The organism is uncultured Mobiluncus sp. (assembly GCF_947087965.1).
In the GTDB taxonomy this organism is placed as follows: Bacteria; Actinomycetota; Actinomycetes; order Actinomycetales; family Actinomycetaceae; genus Mobiluncus.
Genome location: NZ_CAMUES010000001.1, coordinates 292,843 through 311,437 on the forward strand (window position 1 = coordinate 292,843; position 18,595 = coordinate 311,437).

Annotated in this window: 16 protein-coding genes and 1 tRNA gene; 9 read left to right on the top strand and 8 right to left on the bottom strand. The window is 53.4% G+C overall.

The features are described from left to right. The first annotated feature begins 107 nt into the window (after window positions 1-107). Both Q0V70_RS01320 and Q0V70_RS01325 read left to right on the top strand, forming a co-directional pair. Window positions 108-755: a type IV toxin-antitoxin system AbiEi family antitoxin domain-containing protein gene (locus Q0V70_RS01320; RefSeq protein ID WP_279105573.1), complete on the top strand. Its 648-nt coding sequence runs from the start codon at window positions 108-110 to the stop codon at window positions 753-755. Continuing rightward, window positions 752-1,639 carry a nucleotidyl transferase AbiEii/AbiGii toxin family protein gene (locus Q0V70_RS01325; RefSeq protein ID WP_297587470.1) on the top strand — a complete coding sequence of 296 codons (888 nt, stop codon included), beginning with the start codon at window positions 752-754 and terminating at the stop codon, window positions 1,637-1,639. Before Q0V70_RS01320 ends, Q0V70_RS01325 begins: the two co-directional genes overlap by 4 nt. 62 nt (window positions 1,640-1,701) lie before the next feature. Here Q0V70_RS01325 and Q0V70_RS01330 read toward each other — a convergent pair whose 3' ends face one another. Continuing rightward, window positions 1,702-1,839 (bottom strand): hypothetical protein, encoded by a 138-nt coding sequence (locus tag Q0V70_RS01330; RefSeq protein WP_296179215.1) that lies wholly within the window; start codon window positions 1,837-1,839, stop codon window positions 1,702-1,704. Between the two features lie 139 nt (window positions 1,840-1,978). Between Q0V70_RS01330 and Q0V70_RS01335 the strand changes: the two genes are divergently transcribed. From Q0V70_RS01335 to Q0V70_RS01345, 3 genes are read left to right on the top strand one after another with little or no spacing between them, the layout of a single operon-like run. Further along, window positions 1,979-2,866: a patatin family protein gene (locus tag Q0V70_RS01335; RefSeq protein ID WP_297587473.1), complete on the top strand. Its 888-nt coding sequence runs from the start codon at window positions 1,979-1,981 to the stop codon at window positions 2,864-2,866. Between the two features lie 58 nt (window positions 2,867-2,924). After that, window positions 2,925-5,519, top strand: coding sequence for a YhgE/Pip domain-containing protein (locus tag Q0V70_RS01340; protein ID WP_297587476.1), 2,595 nt, complete (start codon window positions 2,925-2,927; stop codon window positions 5,517-5,519). Beyond that, window positions 5,516-7,867, top strand: a complete 2,352-nt coding sequence (locus Q0V70_RS01345; protein ID WP_297587479.1) for a YhgE/Pip domain-containing protein — start codon at window positions 5,516-5,518, stop codon at window positions 7,865-7,867. Before Q0V70_RS01340 ends, Q0V70_RS01345 begins: the two co-directional genes overlap by 4 nt. Before the next feature lie 115 nt (window positions 7,868-7,982). Here Q0V70_RS01345 and Q0V70_RS01350 read toward each other — a convergent pair whose 3' ends face one another. The 3 genes from Q0V70_RS01350 to Q0V70_RS01360 form a co-directional block, all read right to left on the bottom strand. Next, window positions 7,983-9,263, bottom strand: coding sequence for an ATP-binding protein (locus Q0V70_RS01350; protein WP_297587481.1), 1,281 nt, complete (start codon window positions 9,261-9,263; stop codon window positions 7,983-7,985). Window positions 9,264-9,641: 378 nt separating this feature from the next. After that, window positions 9,642-10,742, bottom strand: coding sequence for a bile acid:sodium symporter family protein (locus Q0V70_RS01355; RefSeq protein ID WP_297587483.1), 1,101 nt, complete (start codon window positions 10,740-10,742; stop codon window positions 9,642-9,644). 185 nt (window positions 10,743-10,927) lie between these two features. Continuing rightward, window positions 10,928-12,358: a hypothetical protein gene (locus Q0V70_RS01360; RefSeq protein WP_297587485.1), complete on the bottom strand. Its 1,431-nt coding sequence runs from the start codon at window positions 12,356-12,358 to the stop codon at window positions 10,928-10,930. Between the two features lie 453 nt (window positions 12,359-12,811). Between Q0V70_RS01360 and Q0V70_RS01365 the strand changes: the two genes are divergently transcribed. From Q0V70_RS01365 to Q0V70_RS01380, 4 genes are all read left to right on the top strand, one after another. Beyond that, the gene (locus Q0V70_RS01365; RefSeq protein WP_297587487.1) at window positions 12,812-13,111 is read left to right on the top strand and encodes a hypothetical protein; all 300 of its coding nucleotides are present in this window, start codon (window positions 12,812-12,814) and stop codon (window positions 13,109-13,111) included. Next, window positions 13,108-13,242 (top strand): hypothetical protein, encoded by a 135-nt coding sequence (locus Q0V70_RS01370; protein WP_297587489.1) that lies wholly within the window; start codon window positions 13,108-13,110, stop codon window positions 13,240-13,242. The genes Q0V70_RS01365 and Q0V70_RS01370 overlap by 4 nt, the downstream gene beginning before the upstream one ends. Continuing rightward, window positions 13,229-13,456 carry a LysR family transcriptional regulator gene (locus tag Q0V70_RS01375; protein WP_295027250.1) on the top strand — a complete coding sequence of 76 codons (228 nt, stop codon included), beginning with the start codon at window positions 13,229-13,231 and terminating at the stop codon, window positions 13,454-13,456. The genes Q0V70_RS01370 and Q0V70_RS01375 overlap by 14 nt, the downstream gene beginning before the upstream one ends. 358 nt (window positions 13,457-13,814) lie before the next feature. Next, window positions 13,815-14,546: a B3/4 domain-containing protein gene (locus Q0V70_RS01380; protein WP_297587491.1), complete on the top strand. Its 732-nt coding sequence runs from the start codon at window positions 13,815-13,817 to the stop codon at window positions 14,544-14,546. Between the two features lie 110 nt (window positions 14,547-14,656). On the opposite strand, the gene Q0V70_RS01385 is transcribed toward Q0V70_RS01380, so the two are convergent. From Q0V70_RS01385 to orn, 4 genes are all read right to left on the bottom strand, one after another. Continuing rightward, window positions 14,657-15,589, bottom strand: a complete 933-nt coding sequence (locus Q0V70_RS01385; RefSeq protein ID WP_297587493.1) for an alpha/beta fold hydrolase — start codon at window positions 15,587-15,589, stop codon at window positions 14,657-14,659. A 92-nt stretch (window positions 15,590-15,681) separates the two neighbouring features. Further along, entirely contained in the window at window positions 15,682-17,082 is a 1,401-nt protein-coding gene (locus tag Q0V70_RS01390) for an NAD(P)H-quinone dehydrogenase (protein ID WP_297587495.1), read from the bottom strand. 673 nt (window positions 17,083-17,755) lie between these two features. After that, a tRNA-His gene (locus Q0V70_RS01395) sits at window positions 17,756-17,827 on the bottom strand. A 132-nt stretch (window positions 17,828-17,959) separates the two neighbouring features. Further along, window positions 17,960-18,580: an oligoribonuclease gene (orn, locus tag Q0V70_RS01400; RefSeq protein ID WP_297587498.1), complete on the bottom strand. Its 621-nt coding sequence runs from the start codon at window positions 18,578-18,580 to the stop codon at window positions 17,960-17,962. Between the last annotated feature and the right edge of the window lie 15 nt (window positions 18,581-18,595).

Genomic DNA, 18,595 nt, shown 5'->3' on the forward strand with positions numbered 1-18,595 from the left:
ATTCCTATCGCATCTAGTTGCAACTAGTTGCACCATTTGGAGAGCATCGCCACAGTTTCTATTTTTGATGTGGTTGCGTATGTCTGTTAAAAGCGTACAATTGCAACGTGACCTATTCGAATCATATAGCAGCCCTCAACGAGCTCTCCGCCTCGGAGGGCGTCTTCACCACGGCTCAAGCCGCACGGCTTGGAATCACGCGCAATGCCCTGTCCCAAGCCGTGACCTCCGGTCGAGCTGAGCGAATAGTGCACGGCGCATACCGGCTTGCCGGATCACAAGGCGATTTCACAGACGAGCTTGCGGCTATCTGGAAGCTGACCAATCCAGCCGCATTCACCCACGAGCGCATGCAGGTCGGCGCCTGGGACGGAATCGCCATCGGCGGTTCGACTGCGGCAAGTCTGCAGAACCTCGGCGACTTCTATCTGTCACCGTATCGTATTTACACACCGCGTAGAATTAACTCCCGCATGAAATCAGCGAGTTTCGCAATCAGAAGAGTCGACCCGGACGACGTGAGCTGGATCAAGGGTTTGCCTGTTACGCGACCCGAGCGAACACTCGTCGACCTTTGCCTGGACAACGAAGAATGGTCTTTGGTGGAAGACTCCTTCAACTCCGAGGGCAATCTCGACTACGACCGCCTGGTGAAGATAATTGCCGACCAGCCGGAGAGGAAAAGCGTGCAGGAATCGCTATCGGTGATTCGCGGACTCAAGGAACGGCACCTCGACATGGAGTGCGCTGGATGAGATACAAGACTCCCGCGGCACTCGAGATGGCTGCAAAGGCGGCAACCAGACGATCGGCGCTCGACACGGGTCGGGCCATGACCGGGTTCTATTTCCACAGGTTGCTTTGCCGTATTTTCAGCGACCCGCATCACGTTTTCGTGCTTAAAGGCGGCCAGAGTATGCTCGCCAGAACCGTGGACGCGCGTGCGACGAAGGATATCGATCTGCTCTGCAAGGAGCGTTCTCTTGAGAGAGCCCTCGAAGAGCTGAAGAGGCTTGCCTCTGTGGACCTCGGCGATTACATGCGGTTCACATTTGCGTCCGCTGACCCGATAAAGGTAGAGGATGAATATCGGAGCGGACTGCGCGTTGTTTTCCAGCCCACGCTTGGCTCGAAGAGCCAACAGCCCATCGCCATCGACCTCGTTGTCGATGAGGTTCCCCTAGACCGTGCGGAACTCATCACCCCTGCGGATAGGATTGAGATCGAAGGTCTGCCGGTATGCGACTATCTGGTCTATCCCGTCGAGAACGCGTTGGCGGATAAGCTCTGTGCACTGGTTGAAAGGCACGACAGGAGAGCCTCCTCCCGTGTGAAGGATCTTGTTGATATTGCGGTCTATGCGGTGACATGCTCCATAGATGGAGGAAAGCTGCGGGAGCGCGTGCTGCAGGAAGGTGCCGTGCGCGGCATCGCCCTGCCTGAGACGTTCTGCATACCAGATGAATGGGGCGCGCCTCATGAGCGGCAGTACGAAAGGCTGTGCTCCCAGACCGGCCTGCCCCATTCGCTTCGGAGCATTGACGCGTCAGTAGAACTCGCAGGCAAACTTTTCAATCCTGTGTATGCCGGTTTTGCAGATGCTATGACCTGGAATCCGGTAACGCGCGAATGGGAGTAAAATCGATTTTTTATATAACAAGGAAGACATCCGCCCCGCCGCGTTGATGGGCGGGCATCTGATTATTCGTCCGCGTTCTGGTTTTCAGAAGCCTCGGATTCGCCCTTTTTAAGTTCCGTTTTATCAGCGCGTGTCTTCAAGAAGTAGACGCCATCGCCATCGATGAGCATGGCATCAGCCTCGTTGTAGATGAAGTTCATGCGTGCCAGTTCGTTTTCACGCTCTTCGCCTGACTACGCGAAAAACGGGCTCTGCAACGATTGAGTGGGAATAAACACGCGACTCTCCAGATGCGGATTACCATGTCAATCCCTACGATGGGAACAGGGGTGACTTGGAATGCAACGGTTTGAAAACAACGTCTTTGACACAGCTTTATTGTTTGAAGGCGGGGCCATGCGTGGCAGTTACAGCGGGGGAGCAGTAAACGCCCTGTTGGAAGCGGAAGTGTATGTGGACTACGTGGCAGGAATCTCTGCGGGGGCAACCTGCCTGGTGAACTATCTGGCCCGGTTGCCTCAACGCTCCCGGCGCTGCTTTATTGATGTCACTATCGATCCTGCTTTTGGCGGCTGGAAGACCGCCATCAAAGGTAAAGGGATTTTTGACACTCACCACATGTACTACGACATGACTGAGCCGGGGGCAATGCTGGAACTGGATTATGAACGGTTTGTGGCCAATCCAGCGCAGTGGCGTGTCGGGGTGTACAACGCGAAGCGTGGCGAAAATGTCTATTTCTGTGCAGACCAGGTGGACACGGAGCAAAAGCTGACCCATGTGTGCAAGGCTTCGGGATCTATGCCGATCGCCACCCCGGTCACCTACATTGCCGGGGAGGCCTGCATGGACGGTGCCATAGGCCCTAGCGGCGGGATTCCTCTGGATGTAGCGCAGGCCGATGGCTACGAAAAGTTCCTGGTCATCCTGACGCGACCGCGTGATTACGTGAAGGAAAACCGTCTGCCCGATTGGACTTATCGGTCTTTGCTGGCACGCTATCCGCGGGCCGCCCAGGCTTTGGTGGACCGTCCCGCGAATTACAACCGGACCCGGGCGGAGCTGGAGCGCCTGGAGGCTGAGGGCAAGGCCTACGTCTTTTATCCCGAACATATGGGGGTTGCGAATTTCGAAGATGATCCCGCCAAACTGGAAGAAAATTTTGCCGCCGGATACGAACAGATGCAACGTGAACTCCCAAAGGTCAAAGAGTTCTTAGGGCTGTAAAGTCACGTGGTAGATTGCGTGAACTGCCAGAATTTCAACACACGGTTATGATTGGGGGGTGAAAGATAGCTGGCGGGTGTTCACCCGTGATGTGAAGCGGATTATTGCGGTTCCGCGGTCCCTGATTATCGTCTTCGGCATCTTAGTCACCCCAGCCCTGTACACGTGGCTGAATATTTTGGCCTTTTGGAACCCCTATAAGGCTACGGAAAACCTGCCCATAGCGGTGGTGAATAACGATGCGGGTGCGGCATCTGCACTGACTGGCCAGCTCAATATTGGTAATCTCATAGTCGAACAGCTGTCAGAGAATGAAGATCTCGGCTGGCAGTTTACGGATCAGGACACGGCCAACCACAAAATCAAAGCCGGGGAAGTTTATGCGACTTTTGTCATCCCGAAGACCTTTAGCAAAGATTTGGTCGATATTTTTAGCGGTCAACGTCACCAGCCGACCATCGAATACTATGTGAATGAAAAGAAAGGCGCTATTGCGCCAAAAATTACCGATGTCGGGGCAAATGAACTCGACATTCAAATCACGTCCACTTTCCGGGGCCAGGTCGGCGAGGCCATTGCGCTGGCTTTGCGCGATGGTGGGTTAGAGATTGACGCGAGCGTTGTTGGTGCTCAGGGCAGCACTGTCGACGCCTTGGGCGGTATCAACCGGGACCTGGCTGATGCGCAAGTCGCCTTGGATTCCGCCAGTGCGTCTCTGACTGGTTCCTTAGAGACTACGAAAAAAGTCCGGGCTGCGCTGGCTGCAGCTGACCCGGCATTGGCTGATGTTTCCGCGGCTTTGAGTAACGCCCAAGACATTTTAGGAACGGTCGTCTCCGATGCTTCCGAATTTGCGGCCGTGGCGGGGGAAGCCAGTATCAACGCCCAAAAAGCGCTCAATGAGTCCTCGGCGGCGGCGAGTTCGGCTGTGTCGAATGCTACGAGTAAACTCACCGAAATGGACTCGCAGCTGCAATCCGGCATTCAGCGGGCGAATGCTTCGATAGTGAAAATGCGTGCTCAGATTGAGGTTTTGGAAGAATTCCCGCAGACGCAAAAGCTCGCTGCAGAGTTAAATACCCGGCTGAACGACATGCAGAATCTGCTCGCTAAAGTCGGGAAAACTGGGTCAGATGCAGCAAAGACCGGCGAGGATTTGCAGGCGCTGATGAATGCCTATAATCAGGCTCTGACCGATGCGCAACAAGTTACCACCGGTTTGCGTGAACAGTCCAGTCAGGCAGCCTCTACGTTAAACGCCCGGGTGACGCAGCTGTCGGCACAAATGGGAGCCATCAAATCTGCGGTGAGTACCGCGCGGAATTCCCTGACGGAAATTTCGACGCTGACCCGCGGGGTTGATGACCAAATCGCGAACACGCAAAACGTGCTTACTCAAGTGCAAGGCAACCTGAACGGGCTGGTCGCTACGACTCGCGGGGCGCAAACCGATGTGGCGACTCTGGCTAGTGCGATACGGACGGGAACCTTGCAAACAGTCATTGGCTTGGATCCGACCAATATCGGACGCTACCTGACCGCACCAGTGAAATTCGACCAACAAACGCTCTATCCCATCAACTCTTATGGTTCGGGAATGGCGGCCATGTTCATCAATCTCTCCCTGTGGATTGGTGCGCTTATCCTGGTCATCATTTTTCGAGTAGAAGTCGATAAAGAAGGCTTTGACTGGTTGAGCTTGCGCTCGGCTTACCTGGGACGATTCATGCTCTCCGGGGTGTTGTCTATAGGACAGGGCTTGATTGTCAGCTTGGGCAGTTTGCTGCTGGGAGTGCAGGCGGTTAACGCTCCCGCTTTCATTGCAACATCCATGCTGATTGGGCCGTGTTATTTGGCAATAATCTATGCCTTGGCGGCTGCGCTGAGTCACGTGGGTCGAGCCCTGGCAATCTTGCTGGTGGTGTTGCAGATTCCCGGTGCCTCGGGTATCTATCCAATTGAGCTGATGCCCAGATTTTTCCGCCAGCTTTCCCCGATACTCCCGTTTTCTTACGGCATAGACGCGATGCGAGAAACTATAGGCGGGTTCTATGACGGTCGTTTCTGGCATGTTATGGCGGTTTTATTGATTATGAGCGTCACGGTGTTCCAGCTGGGCTTTGTGGGTAGGCGTCGCTTGGGTTACTTCACCCAGTTGTTCTATGACGATTTGGCCCGCACGGAACTGGTCGTGAATGAAAACGTACAACTGCAAAGCCGCGGTTACCGGTTGAGCAACATCATTGCGCTGCTGGGCAACCGGAAAGAATTTTCCACTCGTATCAGGCGACGCCAAGAAAAGTTCAATGCCCGTTATCCCGCCTTGATTAATGGACTGAGCAGCGTGGGGATTTTAGGGCTGGTTGTGCTGGGATTAATTTCCCGGCTCACCTCCGCCAGTAAGCCTGTGCTCCTGGGCATAGTAGCGATTTGGGGGTTGGTCATCATGGGGACACTGGTTGGTGTAGTTGTGCTAAAGAGCTCCATAGAACGAGCCGAAAGGTTGTCACATCTGACAGAAGATGAGCTTTTCGAGAGCCTTGCCCGTCAGCGAGACGTGAATACTACCAAAACCGCAAATGCGGCGGAGCATATTACTGAGGACCCAACGTGCGAAACTGATGCCTCCACAACCAGCGAGGAGGCACGATGAACAAAGTACGTTTTATCATTCGCGACGACTTCCGCCAGATTCGCAGCAGTGTCATGGTGCGGATTTCCATCGTTTTGTTGATTGCCGTGCCCTTGTTCTTTACTTGGTTCAACGTGTTGGCAACCTGGGACCCCTTTTCAAATTCGGGTCGGTTACAGATTGCCGTGGCCAGCACCGATGAGGGGTACACCAGCAAGATCCTGAACGTCAAAGTCAATGTGGGGGACACCGTACTCAAGGAACTGGCAGTAAATGACCAGTTTGATTGGGTGCTAACCAGCAAAGACCAGGCTTTGGAAGGCACGCGCTCGGGGGAGTATTACGCGGCAATAGTGTTGCCGACGGATTTTTCGCAGTCCATGTTCACGTTCTATGCTGGCGGGGCCGCCCCGGCAAATATCACGCTGTACACCAACGAAAAAAAGAACCCGCTGTCAGCCAATCTCACCACCCAAGGCGCTCAGGGTGTCACCGCGCAAATCAACACGACTTTTTCGCACACCTTGGCGGAAGTCACCGTGGGCATTGCCCAGGACGTATCCTCTTACCTGGACACTGCCGACACGCAGGCGGCTTTGGACCGGCTGAGTAACCGCCTCGAAACCCTCAGTACACAACTGAATTCCGGGGCGGACACAGTCAGTTCTCTGTCTACCTTGATAGGTTCGGCGGTGCCGCTGGCCAGCGGGGCAAAACAGCTGGCTGCGGGGGTGCAGGATTCTTTCGAGGGGGTTGTTGGCTCCTCATTAGGTTCCGGGGGCAGCGGCAGTGGGGGAACGGACAATCCCTTTGCGGTCGTCTCATCCGGGCTCGACGAAGCTGTGAGCCTGGCGGCAGACAATCTCACTAATTTGCAAAAACGGTTGGACAACTTGCTGGATTCCGCCAATAAAGCCACCCAAAGCAGTGCTGCCACAGTCGAACAGTTGCAGACCTTGTTGGATAAACAAATCACTGGCTTTCAACAGACGCGGGACACAATCGAGCAGTCACTGGGGTCGGGTGGAGCGGATTTGCAGGGGAAAGAGCCGACCGTCGACCGCCTCCTGGCTGATTTGGACGCGGCAATTGCTCGCCAACAAAGCCTATCGGAGCGACTGGGCGATATTGCAGATGACCTGCGCTGGGGAGTAACTCTCGATTCTGACCTGAGGGATTCGGCTCGCCACGCCCTAGCAGACGCGCAACGGGCTATTGACACGGCTCGGTCTAACTATGAAAAAAACTTACAGCCAAAGATTGAAAGCCTGCGTGAGAATCTGAATTCTGCCGGAGAAGATATGAAAGTTTTCCGTTCACATCTCCAGGCGATACAAGCCGACCTGTCGGAAAGCGCGGGCGGGATGATTGAGAGTATGCGCCGCTGCCAGAAGACCCTGGCTGATACCGCGCAAAAGATGCGCGACGGAGCCAGCCGCTTGAACCAGGCTCGTGAACAGATTGCGTCCACCCGGGCGAATGGTGACTTGAACCAAATCGCGACCACGTTGGGGGCTGACCCCAAAGGCTTTGCCCGCCTGATTTCTAGCCCTGTATCGGTACAACGCAATGCTGTGTTCCCAGTCGCCACCTTTGGGGTGGGTATGGCTCCGCTATTTACTGTCATAGCCCTGTGGGTTGGGGCTCTCCTGGCAGGGGTATTCCTGCGCACTGACGTTTCTCCGAATGTGGCGAAACGCTACCTGACCAGTATTAGTACCCAGAAACATCCTCATGGAGCCGCTGGCGGGGATAAGGATGCAACTAAATCGTCCCAGTCAGATAGATTCGGTGCGAAACCTGACGAAACAGCACCGACACCAACTGCGAAATCAGCCGTGAAGGCCGCAGTAAAAAAGCCTGTATTCACCGGGGCACAGGAGTATCTGGGACGTTACTTTATATTCTGGGTAATTGGGATGGCTCAATCCACATTGCTGATGGTCGGGCTGATCGTGTTCGTGGAGATTGAACCGGCGCACCCCTACCTGCTGATCTTGGCGGGCTGGATTATTTCCACCGTCTTTACCAATATCGTTTATACCCTGGTTGTGGCGCTTTCCAATGCGGGCAAAGCCGTAGCGGTGGTGTTACTGGTGTTACAGATTTCTGCCGCTGGCGGGGCCTATCCGCTGGAACTGCTACCGCAATGGTTCCAAAACATAAGTCCCTGGCTGCCCGCTACGTATGCAATTAACCTGATGCGTTCGGCTATCGCCGGGATCTATGCGGGGGATTTTGCTTATAACCTGGTGATAATCCTGGTGTTCCTGATTCCGAACCTGGTGCTCGGGCTGGTTTTGCGCCATACGATTGCCGGGCGGATTCACGATATGACCAAAGAGATTGAAAAAACGAGGGTCATGTAGTCGGGGCTAACCAAACTGCGGTGAACTAGGTGCCATGGCGCGTCACCGCCGGAGTTCTTCGGCGACTAATAATACTCATCGAATGTAATTCTTTTCACCCATTGGATGTGGTTTTTTACAGTGAAGCAGTTCCTTGCCGGTCAGTGAGCCAGTCAATGACGTGGAGCACGCGGATGCCGTCGAGGCGGATTCCGGTATGTAAATAATCCGTGGTCAGCAATAATTTGGGAAAAGCATCTTCGATGGCCTGTAGTGGTGTGAGCTCCCGGGTCATGACTTTTTCGTTGCTAACGTCATCGGCGACTTGGAAATAAACGCGTTCGCCATTCTTTTCCGCCACGAAGTCCACTTCCCCTTTAGGCAGCGCACCCACACTGACAGTGAAGCCACGACGGCGCAGCTCTAGGTAAACCAGGTTTTCTAACTGGTAGCCGACATCAGTCGGAGCGAAACCGGTGGTCAGGTTCCGTAATCCCGTGTCGACGGGATAGAACTTGCGTAATGGTCGCAAAATTTCTTTGCCGCGCAGCCCCATCTGTTCGACCGGATATATCAACAGCGCTCGGGATAGGGCATCAAGATAGGAGTCGAGGGTAACTCCAGATACGCGATAGCCCGAGCTTTTCAGAGTGTTCACGATGGAACGAGTGGAGAACAGGGACCCGGAAGTGGAAAACACATAGCGGACCAACTTTTCTAAGACGTTTAATTCACGCACCTGGAGTCGGGCTGCCACGTCGCGCAGGATTACGGAATCAAAGATGGTTGTGAGCTCTCTTGTCACGGTTTCCGTGTCTAATCCGGGAAGTTGGAACAGTCCTGGCATGCCTCCGAAGCGCAGGTAATCGGCAAACAGGGCTTCTTCACTGCGGGCGGTTTCCTGGCTGGTGGTTACGAAATCTAGATATTCCTGGAAAGACAGGGGGTAAATCTCAAGGATTACATAGCGTCCACTGAGTCGAGTTGCTAAATCACCGCTCAAAACATAAGCGTTGGAGCCGGTGAGATACACGTCCACTCCGGGACTGGTATGCAATCCACGGACGATTTTTTCCCAACCAGTAACATCTTGGACTTCATCTAGCAGCACGTAGAAGGGCTTGTTGGGGTCGGCGGCATCGAAGGCTTGTTGTAAATCTGCTTGCAGCCATTGTGCATTCAGATCAAGCGGCAGGGAAAAATCGTCGAAGCGCCGCAGATAAATGTGGCTTTCCGGTACTCCGGAATCCAGCAGTTCCTGTTTCCACAATCGCAGCAGAGTTGACTTTCCGCAGCGACGCACTCCAGAGAGTACCTTTACCGATTCGGTATCACGGTAGCGTCGCAGCAGGTCAAGGTATCGAGGGCGTGCCAAATCGCGAGAATACGAATGCGGTAGTGTGGAATTGCTAATCATACTTTACATTTTAGCTTTTTTACACATAAATGAAAAGTATAGTTTGCATTTGAAAAGGTCGGAGCTGGAAGCTCTTTATACATGCTCGTGGACTTGACTTCTCATTGTTGTAGGCAAGGCATCACAAAAGTTCAGTCTTTGATTGGGACAAATAGTCATCGTCTACCAACCTCATATTTTCCTCAATATGTACACGACTGCGGCGAGCACGCGGAGTGATTGTCAAGAAGATTCGCGGCATCAAAGAGAGGCGATGCTCAAGGAGTGCAAATTGATGCAAACCCGTAGTATTTCGTGAGTGGGATGAGATAGACGGGCAGGCTGTTTTTTCGCCAGCCTGCCCGTCTTTGTCGCCTTTAGGGGATTTTCAAAAGGGATTTAGCCCACCAATGCCGGGGTGGTGGTGTTTTCTGCAGTAGCGCCCGGCATCGGGTTTGCCGTGGCCGTTGCGGTGTTCTCCGGGGTTTGGCTCGCAGCCTGGCGGGCGGCTTCGCGTTCAGCCATGCGACGGTAGATGACCGAGAGCAGCGCTCCGGACAGGTTGTGCCAGATGGAGAAGATGGCGCCGGGTAGCGCGGTTTCGGGGGTCATGGCAAAGTGTGTCTTAGCCAGGGTGGCGGCCATGCCAGAGTTCTGCATTCCGACCTCAATTGAAACCGTGCGCGACACCCGGTTATCTGCCCGCAGCAACTTCGAGAAGCCGTATCCCACGCCGTAACCCAGCATGTTATGCAGGATGACCGCGACCAAAACCAGCAGCCCAGTTGCCTTGATGGCGTCTACGGAGGCGCTGACCACACCTGCTAAAACTGCGGAAATACCCAGGGTAGAGATCCAGGGGAGAGCCGGCAGGATTCGGTTGATGAACTTGGGGAAAGCCAGTCGTAGCACTAAGCCAGCCACAACGGGAACCAGCACCATCTTGACGATGCTCACCGCCATCGCCCCGCCGTCCAGCGGCATGTATTTACCGGCCAGCCACTGCGTCAGCAGCGGGGTCATCAAGGGGGCGAGCAGGGTAGAAATCGCGGTCATGGTGACGGACAGCGCCACGTCGGCTTTGGCCAGATAAGAAATCACGTTCGATGATGTGCCCCCTGGGGCGCAGCCGACCAGAATCACGCCCACAGCTACGGCGTCCGGGAGGCGTAAAACGTTAACGATTAATACCGCTAGCGCAGGCATGATGACGTATTGGGCGACGACACCGAGCAAGATGGGCAACGGCCTTGTGAATACCAGACGAAAATCCGGCAACGTTAGGGTCAGACCCATGCCGAACATAATGACACCCAAAAGTATCGCGACGTGCGGGGTGAGCGCCCCAGCCGTAGCGGGGGAAATGAATCCCCACGCCGCTGCCGCAATAATCAGAACTGGGAAAATCGTCACAGCCCGCAGGGCACTGCGGTCTTCGGGGGTAAGCGCTTTTGGCGCTGCGGATTGGTTATCAGTTCGAGAATTGGTTTGAGTAGTCATGCTCCGACTATAGTTGCTTTGTCCACATACCGGATAGCTGTTTCAATATATGAGACAAATGGTGTTACCAGGGCAAAGACGAGGCTAGAAATTGATTAAAATGTCATTCCTCAGCTGGTCAATGATTGATGATGTTCGCTACGACGCGGTATGCCGGTGGGTGTGGGTGTACCTGATAGGTTCCTCTAATGGTTATGGAGTTTCCGTAGTGCCGAGTCGACAAGTTTCATTTTTGTGGGTTCAGATTGAACCATCCACGGTAAATATTTGTTGGTAATTAGAGCCATCTGTTCATTAAGTGTGAGTGAATTGGGGAAGTTGACCCGAGGAATGCCAGTGCTAGATTCATCATCGAGATACCAGCGGAGTTGATTAAGTAAATGTACTCCTTTGACGGTTCCTATATTGCCAAGTTTAAAGCCGTGGAAGTTATGAGTCGCTAATGCTTTAGCAAAAGCATCTACTTTGAGAAATGCTTTATCGTTTCCGATAAACTCTGCATCTGCATACATTACGCCCAACAGAGCTTTTTGAATTGAAGACAATGATTTTGCAATTGTATCGATACGAGATACGTATTTTGTAAAGGTGTCTGCTCCGTGCTTGAGGGTAGTTTTACCCAAGGTGTTCGCTGCATCTTCGATTTGTAGACCGAGGCTAGGACCTTCTTCGGGATCAAGACCAGTATATTTGTTATATACACTGGCAGAGGCGTCAAAACGACCTAGAATACGTTTTAACGCATCTGAAAAACCGTCTAAATGAGAAGTATCTTCGAGGCGTGCTGCGGCGATTTGGTAATCATGTTGCCAAACTTTAATATCCAAGCGTGTAGCCCAGCGCCAATCGGATGAGGCATATTTAGCGGCAAGTACATCATTGTGAGGACGATTCTTACGTTCGTTTGCTTCGTTAATCCTGAGATTATCTTGCTGCATTTGTTTGGATGAAACTGTGCGGGCGAACACTTCTAGCTTGTGAAAAAAAGACGATCCGGTTAAGTCTGCAGCAGTGAGATATTGACCATGATAATCAGAGCGTTGGTCGTTTTCAGTGGGGATGTTCCCTTTTGAATCGCTGAGAGCCTGAGTAAAGAAGCTGATGATATCGGTTTTGATGCCGTGAGCCTCTGAATCGCGCAGAAATAGTCCTTCGCTACCTTTATATCCGGAAATCCAATCCATAGCCACCAAGCTGGCGTCACTAGATGCTGCCTTGGTGGCGACGTTGTTGATGAGACCGACACAATCGTCGGCGTAGCTAGAAATGCGTTCCCTAAATTCAGAGTCGAGAGCTTCTAACAATTTATGTTCGTTAGCTTTATATGTCTCATTGGCTGAGCAGGCTTTAAGTATTAAATCCCGGCGATGATTGTAATCTGTAACAAGTTCAGTTAGTGAGTCCTTTGAACGGTGAAGAATAGTATCAATTTTAGATAAATTACTAAAAGCGTCCGCGATGAAGTGCGCTTCGCTGTTAATGTCTATAACGTCGCCCAGAATAGCCCGCAAACGAGAATTGCTTAGATTCGACTCTAATGTAGAATCGATTCTGGAGTGAGAAATATGCTGGCTGTATATTGAAGGATTCTTGGATCCAATAAATATTTCGCTCACGTTTATGACTCCTCGTATTTTCCGTTGATGTTTAGCAAAACTATGGAGTTTTTAGTATAGGTTAGAGTTTTCACTTTTTATGCGGTAACGCGACTCATCTCATTCTCAAAGCTGTCTGCTAATGCCGCTGGGTGTGTCAAGGGAACAACTCACGATAAACGCCGTGGCAAGGGTTAGTAGGTGTCGTGAAAAGTTAAACATTTTAAACATCCCTTCCGGCGCGCGCTGATAATATTTTACAGCTGGTTATTTCAAGTGTAAATACCCTATTTTCGGCGTGTAATGTCTCGAATGCTCAGAATAATCTATGCCTAGAGGCTGGGGAATCCGCGAGGTTCCCTCACGGTGCCGCTGTCGGGGTCAATCTCGCGTTACCTGTTCATTCTGCCGGCACCGCACCATCGGGTGTACCTGGGGTTGACAGATTAGGATAATCCCGGTCTGATTCCTGACGTGCCCGAAACTCCCGAAGAAGATATTGATTTCCTGCTACACAACATCTACTTCGCCCTCGAACAGTCCCTCAGCCGCGACGATGTAATCGGAACTTTCACCGGACTAAGACTCCTTATTGATAGTGGTGAGGGAGGCTCAACTGTAGATATTTCGCGCAAGCACGCCCTGATTCGTTCCCGGGATGGGGCGTTCTCCGTGGTGGCTCAGGCGGAAATCGCCCGACTTTTGGAATACTTGTATGGCGCCGATGTGACCCGCGCTGAGGTGGCTTTTGCGTTGACTCATGAGGGGCTATGAATGCTGCGGATATTTTGCAGCGTCCAACCAGGTTGGGGCTGGTGAAAGACGATGCTTCACGGGTGGATTGGGAAGTCCAGGAAATCATTGCTGAAGTAGCCGAGAAGGAGAATTACGTTGTCATTTCCTAAATGGATGCTCATGTTGATTGCGAAGGTGCAGGCTCGTCATCCGTTGATGGTGGCCAGGGTGATACACCGGTTAACCTCAAAGAAGCATCACAGTTCTCAAAATGTCCCCACCAGTGATTCGCAGCTTCCCACTAAAGGCACGGCGCATCTGACTCTGACCCGCACCAATGGGGTGCTGGCGGCTAATCGCGCCGCGAGAATCCCCGGTGCTTGAGAGATGCTCGCAACGAGTCTTCGCCCGGGAAAAGGCTCTCAGCTGTACGGTTGGGGATTAGTTGCATCGTGCGACCTCATCAGTGAACGGTGGGGAGAGGACGTCACAAGGGTCTGGCGAGTGGGCTTAACGGTCAGATAGGGCCGTTCGGGGGTGAACGACCCTATCTGAATCTGGAAATATTTTTTATACGGCTGTTGCTTAACCTACGCTCACAGGTGTGGCTTTCATGCAGTATTTAGTGATGTAGCCCGGAACTCTTCCAAGTAGTGCGATGCTGCCTAGGTAATCCAGAGAGGGGATAATTGGGCATAATTGAATGCGGATGGCAAGAAATCGAGTAGAAATGAGGCATATCATGAAGCAGTTTGTTACTGAAGATTCGTTTTGGGAATTGTTTCCTGAGGCACGGATAGGCATTGTTGTGGCTCAGAATATGCGCCAAGTCGAGGAAGTGCCAGAAGAGGACGTGACAACTATTCAGCAGCTCCTTGCCGAGGCGAACCGTACTGCCCAAAAACACCTCACCTCAGACACTATCTCCCAGAATGAAGTGGTGGCTGTGTGGCGCGAAGCTTTCCAGAAGTTCAAAACTAAGAAAGGCGCCCGCTGCTCAATTGAGAATTTGTTGAAACGTGTATTAAAGGGAAACCCTGTCGGCTCAATTAACCCGACAGTAGACATTTACAACATTATTTCTCTGAAATATGCACTTCCGGTGGGAGGAGAGGATATCGACGCTATGGATGGAAACATTCGTCTCGGCATCACTCAAGGTTCAGACGCTTTCACCGCCCTGGGAGAAGAGGAGGAATCGCCAACCTTAGAAGGGGAATTGTGTTACCGCGATGATGCGGGAGCGATTTGTCGCTGCTGGAACTGGCGCGATGGCATCCGCACTGCTCTAAGGGACGATTCAAACAAAGCTTTCTTGATTATCGAATGCGTAGATCCTCTGCGCGCTCAGGATTTGCAATCCGCAATTGATGAGCTTTCGGAATTGATGTCTAAATACCTCAAAGCCGATATCTTTTGTAAAGAAATAATCACACGGGACAACCCCACCATCGTGATTGATGGTGCCAAGTGAAACCGATTCATATCTGAACGCCGGAGAACTCTGGTCTCGCAAACTGCTGTCCAGTAAACACTGCGCGGCCAGAGTTCAATCCGGTGAACATCCCCAAGCGTTGTGGGGTGTCAGTTTTCGACGATTTTGTCGAAGAAGTCGATGATGCCCCAGGCCACTTCGTCTTTGATGTCCGTGTAGTTGTGGATTTCGTGGCGATATCCGAAATAGAGCTGCGCCTGGGTCTGGTGTCCCGTATCCTCCAGCCAGTTCACGACCTCCATGAATCCGGTGCCGAACATGCCGATGGGATCCTCAGAGCCCGCAATCAAGTAAACCGGCAGGTCCTTTGGGACCGACTCGGCCCACTGGGGGCCTTCGACCTGTTTCAGCATCTGGGCGAAATCGAGCATGGAACGGTTCGACGTCGGCTTGGTGAAGGCATCAAAAGGATCCTCGGCATGGTCCTTTTGCACGTAAGGATCCTCACAAATCCACTCGTTGCCAATTTTTACGCCCTCGGGAATGCGGGCAAAAGAAAAGCCGAAGAACTGCTGGACAATCTCGGGATTGCTGTTTTCGCCCTCGCCGGCCGCCACCAGCTCTTGTAGCCGTGCTATCACCGCGTCAGTTTCGGGGAAGCGCCCCGTCACTCCACACAGGGTAATTCCCGCGAGCTCGTCGCCGTATTTCACCATGTAGTCTCGTCCAATCATCGACCCCATCGAGTGGCCGAAAAAGAACAGCGGCAGGTCCGGGTATTTTTCTTTCACAAGCACGGATAGGCGGTGTTCGTCCTCCATCATCGTGTGAGGGCCCTTGTCGCCCCAGTCGCCCCAACGGTCGTTCTCTACAGCGGTTTTCCCGTGACCAACGTGGTCGTCAGCAGCCACGATGTAGCCTGCCTCCAGCAGATTGACGATGAGGTGCAGATAGCGGCGGGAATGCTCGCCGAAACCGTGAACAAGCTGGACAATGCCTTTTGGCTTCGCCGCCGGAACATAAATCCAGCCGTAAACAGTGTCTCGTTCGTTGAAAGAGGGGAAAGTGATTTCGTGCAGCATTGCGCGTCCTTTCGTTGGTTAACGTATCGGGTGGACGCTCCTATCCTCACACATTTCTGGTCGGTCTACGCTGGGTTTAAACGGTACAGAAGTTAGGGGAGTTCCACCATCTTGTGTAGGGAGCGGGCCGCTTCCGTGATAGTGCCGGAGATGGAGGGGTAAATCGTGAAAGTATTGGCAAACTGATCGACTGTCAGGCGATTCTTTACCGCGAGGGTCAGCGGAAAAATGAACTCCCCGGCATACTGCAGGCAAATGACCGCCCCGGCGATAGTCCGGGTGCGCCGGCGGGCAAACAGTTTCACGAAGCCCTCGTCAATGCCGCGCATCCGGGCGCGAGCGTTGCGGGCAATCGGGAGAGTCACGCTCACACAATCGACCTCGCCGGAATCGACCTGTTTCTGGGTCACCCCCACGGCCGCAATCTCGGGGTTAGTGAAAATATTGGAGGACACCTGATCCAGGTTCAGCGGCTCCACCGCATCGCCCAAAGCGTGCGCAATCGCAATCCTCCCTTGTGCAGAAGCCACTGAAGCGAGCAAGAACACGCCGGTGCAGTCCCCGGCGGCATAGATACGATTCGCGGTCGTGCGTGAGACACGGTCAATCTTAACGAAGCCGCGCTCGTCGAGCTCCACGCCGGCTTCCTCCAGACCCATCTGGTCCGTGTTCGGAATCGCCCCGACCGCCATCAACACGTGAGAACCTTCCAGCTCTCTGCCATCGCTCAACGTGACGACCACCCCGTCGTCGACCACGCGGGCAGCTTCGGCTCGGGAGTTGGCGCAAATATTGACCCCGTTCTTGGCGAACACTTCCTCAATGAGCCGCGCCGCATCCGGGTCGTCATTGGGCAGCACGTGCTCACGAGAACTCACCAAGGTGACTTTTACGCCTACCGAGTTAAACGCCGAGGCAAACTCGGCGCCGGTTACGCCCGAACCGACCACGATGAGGTGCGTCGGCACGGTCTTTAGCGAATAGATTTGCTTCCAGGTCAAGATACGTTTGCCGTCCGGCATGGCTTTGGGAAGTTTACGCGGGCGCGCCCCGGTAGAAACAATGACCGCGTCGGCTTCGAAGCGACGTTCTCCTACCGTCACGATTCGTCGTCCGTTATCAGCGGTTTCCGGCAAGATAGAGCCGCGTCCGCGAATCAGCTCCACCCCGGATTCGCTCAGACGGTGCGTAATCTCGGCGCTTTGCGTCCCCGCCATGCGTCCCACCCGGTCAAAAATACCCAGCACGTCAGCCGTGTAGGAACTGCCTTCCTCCACAATGTTGAGCTCTGCGGCACGCCGCACGTTATCCATCCACACCGAGGAGGCAATCAACGTTTTCGAAGGAATCACATCGGTGAGGACTGCGGAACCGCCGGGCCCCTGTTCCTCAATGAGAATCGTGCGAGCCCCGTGAACACGAGACTGAGCTGCAGCTTCGTAGCCGCCAGGACCGCCGCCGATGATAACTACTGTTTGATCTTTGCTGGACATGGTTTCATTGTCTCAAAAATCAAATGCGTGCGTGGCGCCAAACCGGGCGACTTGACGGAGTAGTAATCCAGGCAAGTGCTAAGGTTTGGGTTTTTCGATATTTTGAGCGTTGATTGTAAAGGTACGTGCATGAGTGACCGATTTCAGGGGCGGGATTTGTGTATTGTTGACATCCTAATTTGTAAAGATCCAGGTGAGGGTGATTTGGGTTTTAAAGAATCGTGTGCGAGTGAAGTGAAATCGGTCGTTCGTGCACCTTGTCCGTAGTCAGGGTGCTAGAGAGTCTGGGTGCTTGCAACCCGCCGTTTCACGGCGACTTGTTGCCGTGGTTATTCTCAGAGCCCGGGTGCTAGAGAGTCCGGGTGCTTGCAACCCGCCGTTTCACGGCGGCTTGCGCACCCCTTAGCCGAAGCGGCAAATGCCTTGCGGCTTTTTCGTGGCGGGTTTTGCCCGCCGCGCGCCTCTCTCAACAAGCTGCTTACGTAAGCAAGCTTACGACGCGCTTGTTGACAGAGGCCCTGCCTGCTGCGCAGGCACGAAAAAGCTGGTCAAGGCGCATGCCTTGACCAGCGTCTGGGTATTAGCAAGGACTTGCTCCGCTCGCCTTGCATACCCTCCCTCGTTCGCGTCCAAGCCGAAAGCTTCGCTTTCGGCTTGGACGCTCTCTCAGTCGGGTGGCTGACGAGATTCGAACTCGCGACATCCTGAACCACAATCAGGTGCTCTACCACTGAACTACAGCCACCATCGCTTGCGAAAAGCAACCTCACTATCGTACCGGATTTTGGCGCCCAGGCGAAACTCGTGCCCCGCCTGCTGGGGAAACCGAGTTTGGCGGCAACCTAACCGAACGCGCTTGTGCGCAAACACCATCCGTTTACTTGAAAGGCGAAGTCTGCACGATTCGGGCGGCCGCGGCCTGCAGTTCCTCCGTACTGGGGCCCTCGCCCGCCGGCATCAACACCGAACGGTAATAGCGCAGCTCGTTCAAGGAATCGATGATATCGCCCAAAGCCCGGTGATTGCCGGTCTTTTCCGGAGCCAAACCGTAAACCTTCGGATACCAACGCATCGCCAGCTCTTTCAAGGTAGACACGTCAATAATCCGGTAGTGTAGCCACTTGATGAGTTCCGGCATCTGTTTGGCCAGGAACGCTTTATCCGAATGCACTGAATTACCTGCCAGCTGGGCTTTTCCGGGTTCGGGGACGTAGCGTTTCACGTACTCCAAAACTTGGCGGCCGGCTTCCTCCACACTCAAACCGCCGTCAAGCTCGGCCAGCAGTCCCGACTTAGTGTGCATTTCGCGCACGAATTCCCCCATATGATTCATTGCGGTGGCACTGGGCTTAATCAGCAAATCAATACCGGAATCCAGCGGGTTCAGTTCGGCGTCGGTGACGATAACGGCGACCTCAATCAGCTCGTCAACGTCTAAATCGAGCCCGGTCATCTCGCAGTCAATCCACACCATAGGGTCGTTTTTTTTGTTTCCCATACTGTACTAATCTCC